This window comes from Flavobacterium sp. (genome assembly GCF_049240005.1).
In the GTDB taxonomy this organism is placed as follows: domain Bacteria; phylum Bacteroidota; class Bacteroidia; order Flavobacteriales; family Flavobacteriaceae; genus Flavobacterium.
The window spans coordinates 1-13,917 of sequence record NZ_JBMLTK010000020.1; the positions used below are offsets into that span (position 1 = coordinate 1).

12 protein-coding genes and 1 pseudogene are annotated in these 13,917 nt (G+C 40.6%); 8 read left to right on the plus strand and 5 right to left on the minus strand.

All coding sequences use genetic code 11. From position 1 onward, the window contains the following. Nucleotides 1-67 precede the first annotated feature (67 nt). From ACOVQQ_RS01645 to ACOVQQ_RS01675, 7 genes are all read left to right on the plus strand, one after another. Entirely contained in the window at nucleotides 68-871 is an 804-nt protein-coding gene (locus ACOVQQ_RS01645; protein WP_421816650.1) for a hypothetical protein, read from the plus strand. 140 nt (nucleotides 872-1,011) lie between these two features. Continuing rightward, entirely contained in the window at nucleotides 1,012-2,919 is a 1,908-nt protein-coding gene (locus tag ACOVQQ_RS01650; RefSeq protein WP_421816651.1) for a S8 family serine peptidase, read from the plus strand. A gap of 7 nt (nucleotides 2,920-2,926) precedes the next feature. After that, entirely contained in the window at nucleotides 2,927-3,589 is a 663-nt protein-coding gene (locus ACOVQQ_RS01655; RefSeq protein ID WP_421816652.1) for a tetratricopeptide repeat protein, read from the plus strand. A gap of 10 nt (nucleotides 3,590-3,599) precedes the next feature. Next, the gene (locus tag ACOVQQ_RS01660; protein ID WP_421816653.1) at nucleotides 3,600-4,961 is read left to right on the plus strand and encodes a UDP-N-acetylmuramate--L-alanine ligase; all 1,362 of its coding nucleotides are present in this window, start codon (nucleotides 3,600-3,602) and stop codon (nucleotides 4,959-4,961) included. A 36-nt stretch (nucleotides 4,962-4,997) separates the two neighbouring features. Further along, complete coding sequence (gene radC, locus ACOVQQ_RS01665; protein WP_421816654.1) at nucleotides 4,998-5,705, plus strand: RadC family protein; 708 nt, start codon at nucleotides 4,998-5,000, stop codon at nucleotides 5,703-5,705. Next, a complete protein-coding gene (locus tag ACOVQQ_RS01670) occupies nucleotides 5,706-6,422 on the plus strand; it encodes a YjjG family noncanonical pyrimidine nucleotidase (protein WP_421816655.1) in 717 nt (238 codons plus the stop codon). Then, nucleotides 6,368-7,117: a hypothetical protein gene (locus ACOVQQ_RS01675; protein ID WP_421816656.1), complete on the plus strand. Its 750-nt coding sequence runs from the start codon at nucleotides 6,368-6,370 to the stop codon at nucleotides 7,115-7,117. Before ACOVQQ_RS01670 ends, ACOVQQ_RS01675 begins: the two co-directional genes overlap by 55 nt. Before the next feature lie 5 nt (nucleotides 7,118-7,122). Here the strand turns inward: ACOVQQ_RS01675 and ACOVQQ_RS01680 are convergent, their stop codons facing one another. Continuing rightward, on the minus strand, nucleotides 7,123-8,400 hold the full coding sequence (locus ACOVQQ_RS01680) for a replication-associated recombination protein A (RefSeq protein WP_421816657.1): 1,278 nt from the start codon (nucleotides 8,398-8,400) through the stop codon (nucleotides 7,123-7,125). A 319-nt stretch (nucleotides 8,401-8,719) separates the two neighbouring features. Between ACOVQQ_RS01680 and ACOVQQ_RS01685 the strand changes: the two genes are divergently transcribed. Continuing rightward, nucleotides 8,720-9,457: a rhomboid family intramembrane serine protease gene (locus tag ACOVQQ_RS01685; RefSeq protein ID WP_421816658.1), complete on the plus strand. Its 738-nt coding sequence runs from the start codon at nucleotides 8,720-8,722 to the stop codon at nucleotides 9,455-9,457. On the opposite strand, the gene rlmB is transcribed toward ACOVQQ_RS01685, so the two are convergent. From rlmB to ACOVQQ_RS01705, 4 genes and pseudogenes are all read right to left on the minus strand, one after another. Further along, complete coding sequence (gene rlmB / locus ACOVQQ_RS01690; protein ID WP_421816659.1) at nucleotides 9,454-10,191, minus strand: 23S rRNA (guanosine(2251)-2'-O)-methyltransferase RlmB; 738 nt, start codon at nucleotides 10,189-10,191, stop codon at nucleotides 9,454-9,456. The genes ACOVQQ_RS01685 and rlmB overlap by 4 nt on opposite strands. A 65-nt stretch (nucleotides 10,192-10,256) precedes the next feature. Beyond that, entirely contained in the window at nucleotides 10,257-11,165 is a 909-nt protein-coding gene (locus tag ACOVQQ_RS01695) for a hypothetical protein (RefSeq protein ID WP_421816660.1), read from the minus strand. Between the two features lie 12 nt (nucleotides 11,166-11,177). Beyond that, nucleotides 11,178-12,899 carry a SusD/RagB family nutrient-binding outer membrane lipoprotein gene (locus tag ACOVQQ_RS01700; RefSeq protein WP_421816661.1) on the minus strand — a complete coding sequence of 574 codons (1,722 nt, stop codon included), beginning with the start codon at nucleotides 12,897-12,899 and terminating at the stop codon, nucleotides 11,178-11,180. Between the two features lie 10 nt (nucleotides 12,900-12,909). Then, nucleotides 12,910-13,917 (minus strand): annotated as a pseudogene (locus ACOVQQ_RS01705) (SusC/RagA family TonB-linked outer membrane protein); the annotation flags it as partial.

Below are 13,917 nucleotides of genomic sequence, written 5' to 3' on the forward strand. Positions count from 1 at the left end.
CAGGGTAATCCGAACATCCGTAGTCAACAAAATCCGGGTTATAATTAATTTTAATTAAGATAGAGATATGAAAATTTTAAAAGTTCTTTTAGGATTATTCCTCGTGGGTGCTGTCGCGTCGTGTAACAATAATGACGACAACGGTCAGGTTGCTTACGGTGGAAGCAATGTCGTAGCATTTGGTAATCCTATTGCAAGAGATGTATTTGTATTTGAAGGTACCGGTTTTACTGAAATTCAAGTTCCTTTTGGTTTTGTAAAGCCAACTACTGAGAATACTACTGTTACCCTTACTGTAGACACAGAAAACAGTGTTGGTGTTGAAGGTACTGATTTCACAATTGTGGCATCTACCGTAACTGTTGAGGCAGGTGAAACAAATGGTGCGTTTGTAGTACGTCTTTTAGAAGGCGGTGCTGTTGAAGCAGGTAAGAAAGTTGTTTTCAACATTTCTTCGGATAAAGTTGATACAGCTGTATTCAATAATGCATACACACTCAATGTGTCTCGCAGCTGTACTGTTGAATCGTTCCTTGGGCAATTTTCTTCTAATACATGGTGGGCAGGTCCATCAACAAATGAAATTGCTTTTGGAACTGCAGAAAATTCGTTAGAAATCGTGGATTTTTGGGTAGATAATGCTACCGCTCCTAATTTCGTAATGAGCTACGATCCAGATACTTTTGTAGTAACTTTCCAAGAGCAATCAACTGGATTTGTTGCAGCTCAGGGATTAATTTTTGCTCGTCCAGCTGAGGGCAAGACATCTAGATTCAATCCTTGTACACGAGTATTGACGCTTGAGGTTAACTATTGGATTCCAAATGTGGGGACCTATGGTGATAAAGTAGAGGTATTTACTGGAATTTAATCTAGTATTTTATCTGTAATTAAAAAAGCCGTTCCGGATTGGAACGGCTTTTTGTTTTTTAGTATAACTTTTGTTAAAATCTTAATGATTGGTTGTTATTGATGCTTGTTTTGTTTTAATTTGTAGGTAAATAAAAGGTTATGAAAACGATTACATTTTTTATAGCATTCTCTCTTTTTACAGGCGCAGCTGTTGGGCAAACCGCCGAAGAACGTCAAGAAATAATTAAAAATACCGACGTGAGAACGCTTCAAGAGTTGAAGTTGCAGTTTGAAGCTGAAGCTTTCGAAAGAAGTCAAAGAATTTCATCATTTCTTTCTTCAAATCCAAATTTTAAAAAGAGAGTAGTTTCTGGCTTCGCTATCCAGGAACTTTACGATATCGATGAGAATGGCGAACCTATTTATTTTCGTACATCAAATTTTAATGGTGCAAGAACAACAAGAGCCGATCGGTTATATAGTGGAGGATCACTTGGTTTAAATATTCAAGGTCAAGGAATGACTGCATACGTGTGGGATGGTGGCGGTAGTCGCGCTACTCACGTTGAGTTTCCCGGTGACAAAGTATCTAATCTCGATGGCGCAGAAATGGTAGATCACGCAACACATGTAATGGGTACGATTGTTGCTCAGGGTATCACGAGTACCCTTCGAGGAGCTGCTTTTGATGCAAGTGGTATGGCGTATGACTGGAATTCTGATTATGCTGAAATGGCTACGGAAGCCGCTAATGGAATGCTTGTTTCAAACCACTCATACTGGATAGGTAATAATTCCAACGCATGGATTTATGGAGCATACGATTCTCGTGCTAGACAATTTGATCAAGTAGCTGTTGCCGCACCTTTTTATCTTGCAGTGACCGCAGCTGGAAATGATAGAAATGATTTTAGTGATGATATTTTAGCAAGTTATTTATCACTTAAAGGAGGCTACAACCTCACAAGAGGAATGCAAAATGCAAAGAACTACCTCACCGTTGGTGCTGTTAGTCAAGTATTAAATTACCAATCCCCTCAAAGCGTTGTAATGTCAGAATTTAGTTCGTGGGGGCCTACTGATGATGGTCGTATAAAGCCTGAAGTAGTAGCAAAGGGAGTTAATGTTCGGTCAACTTTAACAGCAAGTGATACATCTAATGGAATCCAAAGCGGGACATCGATGGCTAGCCCCGGTGTTGCTGGAGTTGCATTGTTATTACAACAATACTATAATTCTATAAACCAAGCTTACATGAGAGCTGCAACTTTAAAAGGTTTGATAATGCATACCGCCGATGAAGCTGGTCCAGATGTAGGGCCTGACTATATGTTTGGCTGGGGACTTGTGAATGCCGAGCGTGCGGCAACCACAATTACAAATGCTCAAAATCAAAATGCTATGATTTCCGAGCTGAATCTTTTAAACGGCAATTCGTACAGCATTACAGTTGCGGCTAACGGAACGACTCCATTAAATGCCTCCATTTCTTGGACTGATCCAGCGGCTTCCTCTCAAAATTCAGGAACTAACGACCCAACAACAAGCTACCTTTCGCGCGACCTCGACATTCGTATTACCAAAGATAATGAGGTGTTTTTTCCTTGGACATTAGATCCAGCAAATCCAGCTGATTCTGCTGTTCGAACTGCAGACAACTTCAGAGATAACTTTGAAAAAGTTCAAGTAGATAATCCGAGTGGTACTTATACAATTACAGTAACACATAAAGGGACATTGCCAACCAGTGGTTCAACCGCGGGTCAGAGATTTTCACTTATTGTAACGGGGCCATCTCTAGTGTTAAATAACGAAGATATAAATCGTACAAAACCATTCGTAGTTTACCCAAATCCTTCTAAAGGGTTTATTAATGTAGGATATGAAGCTACTACTGATCGTGTACAAATTCAATTGTTTGATATCAGCGGAAGAATTGTTAAAACACTTGACAGTTCAGCATTAAATAATTCTATCGATATTTCAGATTTAGCAAACGGTGTTTATGTCCTTAAATGCAACGATGGTAATAAATCTGTAAGCCAAAAAATCGTACTTTCTAAATAAGTAATCCATGCGAAAGCTTGCCCTTTTGGTTCACATGCTTGTCGCATTATTATACACTCAAACGACCAGTGCTATTTGTATTGGTCGTTTTTGTGTTTTTGATTTTGCAGTTTTTCACTCCAATAGCCGTTTTGTAGAGCCAGAGCCTGATTTGAAACAACTCGAAGCACTCGGCGATAAAGCAGGTCAAAGTAAAAATTGGGAGTTAGCACTTAAATATTACAAACAATTGGTGCAAGCGCGTCCCGATATCGCAAACTACCATTATAAATACGGAGGTGCACTTGGTATGCTTGCCAAAGAAAGTAATAAGTTTAAAGCTCTTGGTATGATTGGGGAAATCAAAAAATCTTTCGAAACCGCAATCAAATTAAATCGAAACCATATTGAAGCGCGTTATGCCCTAGTCGAGCTTTATCTTGAACTTCCCGGAATTGTTGGTGGTAGCGAGCGCAAAGCACAACAGTATGCTTCAGAATTACTTACTATTTCTCCTATAGATGGAAATCTCGCTAAAGGAAGAATAGCAGAGTACTTTAAAAGATATAAACAGGCCGAAAGCTTTTATCTCCAAGCACACAAAATCGGAAATTCTAAAGTTACTAAACAAAAACTGATCAATCTTTACAAGCTTACAAAGCAATTTGATAAATTGCAGAATCTAGGTTAAAACCAAATAAATGAATATCCATTTTATCGCTATAGGAGGCAGTGCCATGCATAACCTCGCACTAGCTCTGCATGCAAAAGGGGAAACTATAACAGGTAGCGACGATGCTATCTTCGAACCATCGCTGACCCGTCTCAAAAATGCGGGTTTACTTCCCAATATTCTCGGTTGGCACCCTGAGAAAATTTCAACTTCTCTAGACGCTGTAGTGCTCGGAATGCATGCAAAAGAAGATAATCCAGAGCTTTTACGAGCCAAAGAACTAGGCATAAAAATTTATTCCTATCCCGAGTTTTTATACGAACAAGGAAAAGATAAAACACGTGTAGTCATTGGTGGTTCCCATGGAAAAACATCAATCACCTCAATGGTATTACATGTTCTCAATTACTGCGATAAACCAACCGATTATATGGTGGGTGCACAACTGGAAGGGTTCGATCGTATGGTTTCAATAGAATCTGAAAACGAATTCTTCTTAATCGAAGGCGATGAGTACCTTTCCTCACCCATTGATCGGCGACCAAAATTTCACCTATACAATCCAAATATTGCAGTAATCAGCGGAATTGCTTGGGATCACATCAATGTATTTCCTACTTTCGATTCTTATGTAGAACAATTCAGAATCTTTATTTCGAAAATTACTCCAGGCGGGATTCTAATTTATAACGAACAAGACGAAGTCGTAAAAACCATCGTTGAACAAAGCACAAATCCAATTCGTAAAATTCCCTATAAAGTTCCAGATTATAACATCAAAAACGGCATTACATACCTAAATACTGGACATGGCGACTTACCCCTAGCGGTATTTGGTGAACATAACCTCAGTAATTTGGCCGCAGCAAAGTGGGTTTGCCAATGTATGGGCGTAGATGAAGCTGATTTCTATGAAGCCATCGTTTCATTTAAAGGAGCATCAAAACGACTAGAACTCGTTGCCCGAAACCAAACAAGTACTATTTTCAAAGATTTTGCACATGCGCCAAGTAAAGTGAAAGCAACAACTGCCGCAGTAAAGAATCAGTTTCAAGGGGTAAATTTTATTGCGTGCCTCGAATTGCATACCTACAGCAGCTTGAACCCTGAGTTTTTAGTGCAATATATTGGTGCGCTAGAACTAGCCGACACAGCTGTGGTATTTTATGATTTGGAAGCTCTTAAAATTAAAGGGATGACTAAAGTTAGTCCGGAAGATATTAAAAAAGCATTTGACCGAACCGACTTAATCGTATTTACCACTGCAGAGGAATTTAGAACTTTTATAGCAGAACTTCCTCTAGAATCTCAAAAAGCAGTCTTACTTTTAATGAGTTCCGGAAATTACGGAGCGATTGATTTCGCAAATTTGAAATCAAGATTAACCTAAAATCCGTACTTTTAGGCTAATTTAAAAGCCATACAGATGTACGATTTAATAAACGAAGGGCCAATTAATACTTGGCACGAATCCGAGCAGCCACGTGAAAAACTTAGCACGAAGGGGGTAAACGCACTATCCGACTCTGAATTACTAGCCATTATTCTTGGAAGTGGTTTTAAAAGTAAATCGGTCGTAGCCGTAGCTCGACACATGCTTAATGTTCATCACAACAAATTACATGTCCTCGCAAATCAGTCGCTAACAGATCTAAAAAAGTTTAAAGGAATTGGTACCGCTAAAGCCGTTGCCATCTTAGCCGCTTTCGAACTCGGACGCCGCCGAGAACTCGAAGCCGCACAAGAACAAAAAACATTTAAATCAAGCAACGAGATGTATCAGTACCTAAAACCACTTATTGGCTATCTCGAACACGAAGAATTCTGGGTCGTTTATCTCAACAACTCAAATAAAATTCTCAGTTCTGTAAAAATAAGTAGTGGTGGGCTTACTTGTACGGTTGTCGACATCCGTGTTATCTTCAAACAAGCATTGCAACTCTCAGCGGTTGCTATAATACTGGCACACAACCATCCATCAGGAAACGTTAGCCCAAGCAAACAAGATTTTGAAATCACTCAAAAAATAGCAATCGCCGGGAAGCAACTGGATATCGCCGTACTCGACCACATCATTGTTTCTTCAAATAATTATTATAGCTTTAAACGGGAAGAAGAAATGCCCGAAATCTAAATGAAAACCAAGCAAATCCAGCATATTTTCTTTGATCTCGACCATACGCTGTACGACTTCGAAACCAATTCAGCAAAAGCACTTGAACGAGCATTCGATGAATTGAAGATGATACAGCGCGGCATTTCGGTATCCGAGTTTTTACCGATTTATGTTCCCATCAATAAGGCTTTGTGGGATCTTTACCGCGATAATCTCATTTCACAACACGAATTGCGCTACCGCCGATTTAAAGATAGTTTTGATCGGTTGAATTTCAATGTCGCAGATACCGAAGTAGCACAGCTATCAGAAATTTACATCAACGAATTACCAAATTTCGCGACCTTATTTCCATATGCCACCGATGTACTTCAAAAACTACAAAGTTCATTTCAGTTACACATCATCACTAATGGTTTCGAGTCGGTACAGCTCAAAAAAATGCAGCAAGCCAATATTAAGAGCTTTTTCACTACGATAACGCATAGCGAATCAGTCGGATTCAAAAAACCCGACGAACGAATTTACCAGCACGCACTAGATAGCGCTAAAGCAAAAGCAAACGAATCTATCATGATTGGCGACTGTGAAATTGCCGATTACACCGGAGCACTAAATGCTGGGCTGCACGCGCTACTTTTCGACCCTGAAAACTTGTCTAACATCAATAAAAAAATAACATGCTTATCTCAAATACCAGAAATGCTAGAAAAATTCTACCCCTATTCTTTCTAATTTTCGTTTGTTCCACCTCTGTCTCGCAGAAAAACACCTTTATAGTACCTACGCAATTCGAATGGCAAACCAAAGAAAATCAGTACCGTATCAGCACTGTACTTAAAACAAAACTAGTTGAATACGGCTACGCTGCTTATTATAGCAGTGAAGTACTTCCCGACAATGTTTCACTTAACGCCTGTAATAATTTTACAATAAAAGCAGTGCGAATCAAAGGTACTTTCAACTCAAAAATCAGACTCGACGTGCTGGATTGTCAGAATCAAATTGTGCTTCAAAGTGAAGTAGGTAGCAGCAAAGAAAAAGAATATGAATTGGCATACCGCGAAGCACTCGAAAAAGCATTAGTCGATTTATTACCAAAACTAAATGCAGTAGCACGTAAAATTCAAGCTCCAGTTTCAAACACACCAACTGAGCCAATTACAGCCACACCCGCAAACATTCAATCCGCCGAACAAAGCACGGCTAAAAAGGATATAACAGTAAATAAAAATTCTCGTGGTTATACGTTAATTACCAATGACGGATTGGTCATTCAACTGCAAATTACTTCGCAACCAAACACTTTTCTAGCCTTTCTCGATACAAAACCGGCCGTTGCTTTTTATAACAATGGAAAGCTGCTTTTCGAATACTATGAAGAAAACAAAAAAGTAGCAGTGAATTACGATGTAAAACTTCCGCAGTAAAATCGTTAATAGCCGTATTTATCGCCCCAACGCTTTTTCAAAAATGCACGATCTGTCGTTTCCCGAGAATTAGTACCCGGCTCGTAAAACTTCGTGCCTGATAGCTCCTCCGGTAAGTATTCCTGAAAAGCAAAGTTTCCTTCGAACGAATGTGCGTACTGGTACTCTTCTCCGTAGCCTAATTCTTTCATCAATTTCGTAGGCGCATTGCGCAAATGCAACGGAACTGCATACGGCGGAAGCTTCTCAATCAGTGCCAAAGCCTCATTAATAGCAACGTAAGTGCTGTTTGACTTCGGACTGCTAGCCAAATAAACCGCACATTGGGCTAAAATAATCCGACTCTCCGGATTGCCAATTGCCGAAACCGCTTGAAAAGTACTGTTCGCTAAAACCAAAGCTGTTGGGTTGGCATTCCCAATGTCTTCCGAGGCTAAAATCACTAAGCGTCGAGCAATAAATTTCACATCTTCACCACCGCTCAGCATTCGACCCAGCCAATAAATCGCCGCATTCGGATCACTGCCGCGAATCGATTTTATAAAAGCCGAAACCACATCGTAATGCATCTCACCACTTTTATCATACCGCGACATTTGCTGCTGCGCCACCGCTAAAACCTGAGCATCGTTAATAATGGCAGGCTCCGAAGTTTGCGACAACACAACCAGCTCCAACAAATTCAATAATTTTCGCGCATCTCCGCCCGAATAACGCATCAAAGCCGTTGTTTCCTCAATCTTTACTTGCCGCGTTTTCAATAACACATCTTCTGCCAATGCCCGTCGAATCAAAGTTTCCATTTCCGGAACGCCAAAAGACTCTAAAACATACAACTGGCAACGCGACAAAAGGGCAGGAATAACCTCAAAACTCGGATTTTCTGTCGTGGCTCCAATTAAGGTCAACCAACCTTTTTCAACCGCTTCCAACAACGAATCTTGTTGCGATTTGCTAAACCGATGAATTTCGTCTATAAACAAAAGCGGTTTTTGCGGATCAAAAATTCCACCGCCGCGTTTCGCCCGATCAATAACCTCACGAACGTCTTTCACACCTGCGTTTACAGCACTTAACGAATAAAACGGACGCTTCGTTTCCGCCGCCAAAAGCTGAGCTAAAGTCGTCTTTCCTGAACCTGGAGGTCCCCAAAACAACAAACTCGGAACCACGCCCGATTCAATAAACTTAGTCAAAATCCCACTCGCACCAACCAAATGAGGCTGGCTAATGTAGTCCCGCAAATGCTTCGGCCGCAAACGTTCAGCTAAAGGTATATCCATACCGTAAAAGTAATTCTATTTCATAAATCTTAATACTCCTGTCTTAATACTTAATACTCCCATCTTAATACTTCCCGGAAGCTAATCCGCCTATTCACTGCAAGTTTGTGCACTTGCGCTTGGTTTTGTCTGGCGCCGCAAAGCGCTTCCTTCGGTCGCATGTGCAGCTGCCGTCAAAACGCAAGCGCAAGCACACAAAGCTTTCCGTTTCTATGCGGGCTAGGGCAGTCGTTTCTACAATCAAAACTGACAAAAAAGCAGTTCACTAAAAATCGGACTCGTTTTTGCTTTCCACAATTAAATCTAGCTATACGGCGCCATGAATTTAAAATTTACACCTGCAACCTGGCTTTTTCCGCTGCTATTCGTAGGTGCGCTGTGGCTCGTTTTCGGAATCGAAGAGTTTTTAAATACCACTTTCGTGGCGTTCTCGCTCAATCCAAGAACATTCACCGGCCTAGCAGGTGTCGTTTGTGCTCCTTTTCTGCACGCCGATATCGAACATTTAGCCAATAACAGCGTGGCGCTTCTCGCTTTACTTACGGCATTGATGTACTTCTACCGCCGACTCGCACTAAAAGTAGTTGTCATAGGTATCTTACTCTCCGGATTCATCACTTGGGTAATTGGTCGCCCTTCCTATCATTTAGGCGCTAGCTCGCTAATATATGTGGTTGCGTCGTTTCTTATTTTCAAAGGCTTACAAGTGCAGCATTACCGTTTGGTTGCCTTGTCTTTTCTGGTAATCTTTTTCTACGGAAGTAGTATTTGGTATATGTTCCCTACAGCCGATGCAGGTATAAGCTGGGAAGGTCATTTGTCGGGTTTCATCGCCGGTTTATTTCTAACCAAAAAATACGCCGATTACAATCCGATCATCGAGCCCCAATACGAATGGCAACGGCCCGATTACGACCCATCGACCGATAAATTCATGCAACGATTCGACGAAAACGGAAATTTCGTAAACCCACCACCGCCCGAACCCGAGCCAGACGCTAGTCCTGAAGTTCAGATAATCTACGATTTCAAACCCAAGAAAGAAGAGTCGAATTAGGCAAGACGCTGTCGAATGGCTTCATACAAAAAAGCACCGCAAGCCACCGAAACATTAAGCGATTCTATGGTTCCGTGCATCGGTAGTTTTGCCGTAGCATCAACAATTTTTAAAACACTTGGGTTTATTCCGCGGTCTTCACTTCCCATAATTATCGCAGATGGTTTTGTGAAGTCGATATCATAAACCAAAGCATTTGTTTTTTCGGTAGCTGCTACTACTTGAAAATCGCTGCTTTGTAAATAAAATATAGCGTCTTTAATGTGATCTACTTTGGCAATCGGAACATTAAAAACCGCGCCCGCACTGGTCTTTACGGTATCTCCGTTTACAGGAGCAGCTCCACTTTTTCCGATTATAATTCCGTGAACTCCCGTACAAGATGCTGTTCGAATGATGGCTCCGAAATTTCGGGCATCGCTAATTTGATCTAAAATCAAAAAAAGCGGAGTCGTAGTTGTTTCAAGTGCTTTTTCTACAAGTGTTTCTAAACTCAAAAAATCAATGGGAGCAATGGTAGCCACAGCGCCTTGATGGTTTCCGGGCGTTAACTTGTTTAGCTTCTCCACCGGAACTTGCGAATAGGAAATACGCTCTCGATTTAAAGTGTTGATTAGCGTTTTCATTAAATCGCTACTGCTATCCTTTTGTATATACACTTTATCGATCGTCGTTTTCGCTTGAATTGCTTCCAAAATAGCGCGAACGCCAAAAATATTTTCTGAATTTTGCATGCGGCAAAGATAAAAAAAGCCCGCTAGCAAGTGCCGCGGGCTGTAGAATTTAAAAATAGGGTTGTTTATAACGATAAGGGCGGCCAAGGACTACCGTCGGGTCTTGTAAGTGTTACCTCACCACCTTCGCCATAAGTATTCGTCCAGCTAAACGATAAGCTAGCGCCATTAACAACCAGATTGCTCATCGTGTATGTGTCTCCAAACTGATCGTTTCCTCCAAATTGAATAGTATTACAAACATCTACTAAGGTTACTCCTTCTGAAATATTTCCAGGCCCATAAATGGCTTCCCATCCGCCAAAAGAAGCATCTGAAATTTCATACGCACCACCGCCAATAGCAGTAAATGTAACCGTGCCCGTTATTGGACCCGCAACCGATGCTCCGCCTGGCTCATATGCATCTGTGGTAGAGTAGTTATAGGTTCCGCCTAAATCCGATGGACAAGAAACCAAAAACGATTGTGAAACACTGTAAACCGCTGAATTTGCCACATTAGCACCAAAATTTCTAGAGCCATCGTCATTATACATTTTGATAACTGTTCCGTTTGGAAGAGTCAAATCGGCAGTAATCAAAAGTTCATCGCCAACTTCGAAATCCGCGGGAACGTTTATTTGCTCAAACGCATCAAAAATGCTGTTTTTCGTAATCGAAACGGTAGCAGGAAATTCTGTTATTCCCGATTGAAGCACCGATCTAAAAACAGATCCGTCAGATTTGTAGTAAAACAATACCACATCCATTGAGGATACTTTGCCAAAGCCTTTATCTAAAGTAAGAGAAAGGTTGATGTCGCCACCATTAGTAACCGCTACGAGATTAATAATCTCATCTGAGGTATCGTTAATTGTAATATCAGGAACGGCTGCTTCGATCAGATTCAATTTTGAATCGCCGCCGTCAGTTTCACACCCCGACAGCGTTAGAGCTGTGGCAAGTGCGAGAAAAAATAACTGTAGTTTTTTCATTTTTTTTGCTTTTTAGTCTATGTCCCAGAATATTTTGTAGCTCGCCGGATTTTTCTGTGCGGGCGCGTTAGAGTTTACATTTAACTCGTTCACAGGCCAAAACCAACTGAATTGATACGGATTACTTAAAACCGTATCGGAATCATCTAACGGAAAATCGTCTCCGTTATCGAGTTGGTATTCGGGAGAAGGTGCAAGCGGGTCGGCAAGAACAGGGAAGCCCGTTCTTCGGTAATCATTATACTGATCCATTGGGTCACCATAAGTAGCTACCCATTTTTGAGTCATAATAATCTCCAATTTTTTGTTAATTCCTGCACTATTGAATTCAGCTATTACATTGTCAATAAATGTATTTGCCGCAGCAGTACCAGCTAATACAGGAACATCTTGCGGAGCATCGTTAGCTGCAACAACTTGATCTACTTTGGCAAAAGACGCTTCCATAGCTTCTCTTAATTTGGCAGATGCAGAACCTGACATTAAGCCAACATGAATAAGTTCAGCTTGAATGTACAAGAATTCGTCGTAGGTTAATATTCGGTGTGGTGCAATTCCTGTCGGACGATTTGTAGTACCAGCCATCAAAACATTTACACTCGCTCCTTCGCCATCATCATAGCGACCTCCCGCAGGGAAAATTCCCGGATACGTGTATGAATTTTCAGCGCTGAAGCTAACATTTGGTCCTACAGAACCAAAACGAATAGAGAAAAATCCGGTGCTGGCATCCCAATAGTCGGCAACTGGATCGCCTGTTTCTGGATTTCCTTGATCAACCGGTAGTTGGTTTGCTTGCAATTGATTGAAGAAGTAGTAAGGAATTCTAGGGTCTCTATTTCCATTGTGAATATTCGGATTGACTCCTTTCATAATTTCATAGAACCAAGGCGACTGGTAGCTGCCAAATTGCGTAGAGTTATAAGATTCCAAAAACAGCAGGTTTCGCTCGTCAACTGGAGCTAACACATTGTAATGTTTGAATTCAAAGTCGTCGGCATTAGAAGTCATAAAGTTACCTTCTGCTACGAGTGCATTGAATCCAGCTGTGTCAAAATCAGATACTTTTCTAGTTTGATTATACAATTTCAATTTGAATGTATTGGCAAAACGGATCCACTTGTCCGTGTCGCCTTCATAGATCAAATCGTCAGTTGCAGGTTGATTTAAACCTTCTCCAGAGTTAATATTTTCTTTAGCGGCATCTAGTAATGCAAAGATCTCATTGTAAATAGTTCTTTGCTCGTCGAATTTCGGACTTATGATACCCGACTCCAGTCGTCCAGCTTCAGAAAAAGGTACATCACCCCAAAGATCAACAGCAACCGACATGATGTATGCTTTCTCTATCTGAGCAATTCCTACATAAACCAAATCACCAGATTCTGTTCCTCTCGAAATAATGTTGTTGATGTTAAGTAAAGTGTAATACACAGCATTCCAATCGTTGAGCATATTAATGTTGTCAACTTTTAGTCCGTATTGATCATATTCTTCACGCGTAGTGGTTTGATGTGTATAAACAGAAAGAATAGTTCCGCCGTTTAGGTTAAAATTTGTCAAGTTGTTTAAATCAACCTGACTGCCAGTTAACAGCAGCGAAAGTGGTGCATTTGTTGGGTTATCGTTGTCTTTATCCACGTCAAGAAAATCTTGACAAGATGAAAACAACACACCTAGGGCAATTGCATAAGCCCCAATGCGTGAACTCAATTTATATTTTATAGTATGCATAGCGCTTAAATTAGAAAGTTAAATTTAACTTGAATCCGTATCTCTTTGCAGTAGGAGCGGATTGTACTTCAATTCCTTGTAGTTGTGTTCCTCCAAAACTGGTAACTTCTGGGTCGAAATTCGTGTATTTGGGAACATTAGGCGCGTGATACCATAGGTTACTTCCGATTACTGCGAACGAAATGGCTCCGAAGGGCGTTTTATCTAACCATTTTTTTGGCACATCGTAGGTTAAGCTGGCCTCACGTAATCTGAATACGGTTCCGTCATAAATACTAGCTTCGTCCACAGAATTTATCGCAAAGGTATTTCCGCCATTTGGAGAGAAATACAACTCATTCATTCCCAATTGAACGGTGTTTGGAATCTTATTTCCGTTCGCATCTAAAATAGGCGTCCCATCACTGTTTCCATAAAAACCTGGAATAATAAATGTACGTTCGCGATTTTCAGTGTCACGAGTTACGCCTCGACCCAATAAAGATTCGATAGTTGATGATTTAATATCGCCACCTTGTCTCCAATCAAATTGTGTTCTTAAAGTAAATCCTTTATAGGAAAGGGAATTGATAAAACTCATCTTAAAGTCAGGAGTCGGATCGCCAATAATACCAGGAGTAGGGTCCTGAATGATACCTCCTCCATTTGGATTAATCAAATAATTTCCAGCTTCATCTCTCGCGAAACGAGTTCCATAAAACACGCCAAACGGCTGTCCAACCGCAACGTATGCAACTTGGTTAACATCAATAGGATAACGTTCAAGTCCTTCGATTAATTCAGTTACTTCATTGACGTTCTTTGTAAAAGTTGTAAACAAGTTCCATTTAAAATTTTCGTTTTGAATAGGTATCAAATTCAAGCCAATTTCAACTCCTTTGTTAATCATTTCGCTGACGTTGGTGTTATATTCCGCATAACCACTTGAACCAGGAACAGTGATTGGAGTTAATAAGTCAGTTGTTGTTTTTTGATAAACAGTGAAATCAAGAATAACTTTTCGTTTAAAAAATTCTAA

Excerpts from the sequence above, each read along its gene's own strand:
- ACOVQQ_RS01645 (WP_421816650.1), top strand. The coding sequence starts at position 68 with ATGAAAATTTTAAAAGTTCTTTTAGGATTATTCCTCGTGGGTGCTGTC.
- ACOVQQ_RS01650 (WP_421816651.1), top strand. The coding sequence starts at position 1,012 with ATGAAAACGATTACATTTTTTATAGCATTCTCTCTTTTTACAGGCGCA.
- ACOVQQ_RS01655 (WP_421816652.1), top strand. The coding sequence starts at position 2,927 with ATGCGAAAGCTTGCCCTTTTGGTTCACATGCTTGTCGCATTATTATAC.
- ACOVQQ_RS01660 (WP_421816653.1), top strand. The coding sequence starts at position 3,600 with ATGAATATCCATTTTATCGCTATAGGAGGCAGTGCCATGCATAACCTC.
- radC (WP_421816654.1), top strand. The coding sequence starts at position 4,998 with ATGTACGATTTAATAAACGAAGGGCCAATTAATACTTGGCACGAATCC.
- ACOVQQ_RS01670 (WP_421816655.1), top strand. The coding sequence starts at position 5,706 with ATGAAAACCAAGCAAATCCAGCATATTTTCTTTGATCTCGACCATACG.
- ACOVQQ_RS01675 (WP_421816656.1), top strand. The coding sequence starts at position 6,368 with ATGCTTATCTCAAATACCAGAAATGCTAGAAAAATTCTACCCCTATTC.
- ACOVQQ_RS01680 (WP_421816657.1), bottom strand. The coding sequence starts at position 8,400 with ATGGATATACCTTTAGCTGAACGTTTGCGGCCGAAGCATTTGCGGGAC.
- ACOVQQ_RS01685 (WP_421816658.1), top strand. The coding sequence starts at position 8,720 with ATGAATTTAAAATTTACACCTGCAACCTGGCTTTTTCCGCTGCTATTC.
- rlmB (WP_421816659.1), bottom strand. The coding sequence starts at position 10,191 with ATGCAAAATTCAGAAAATATTTTTGGCGTTCGCGCTATTTTGGAAGCA.
- ACOVQQ_RS01695 (WP_421816660.1), bottom strand. The coding sequence starts at position 11,165 with ATGAAAAAACTACAGTTATTTTTTCTCGCACTTGCCACAGCTCTAACG.
- ACOVQQ_RS01700 (WP_421816661.1), bottom strand. The coding sequence starts at position 12,899 with ATGCATACTATAAAATATAAATTGAGTTCACGCATTGGGGCTTATGCA.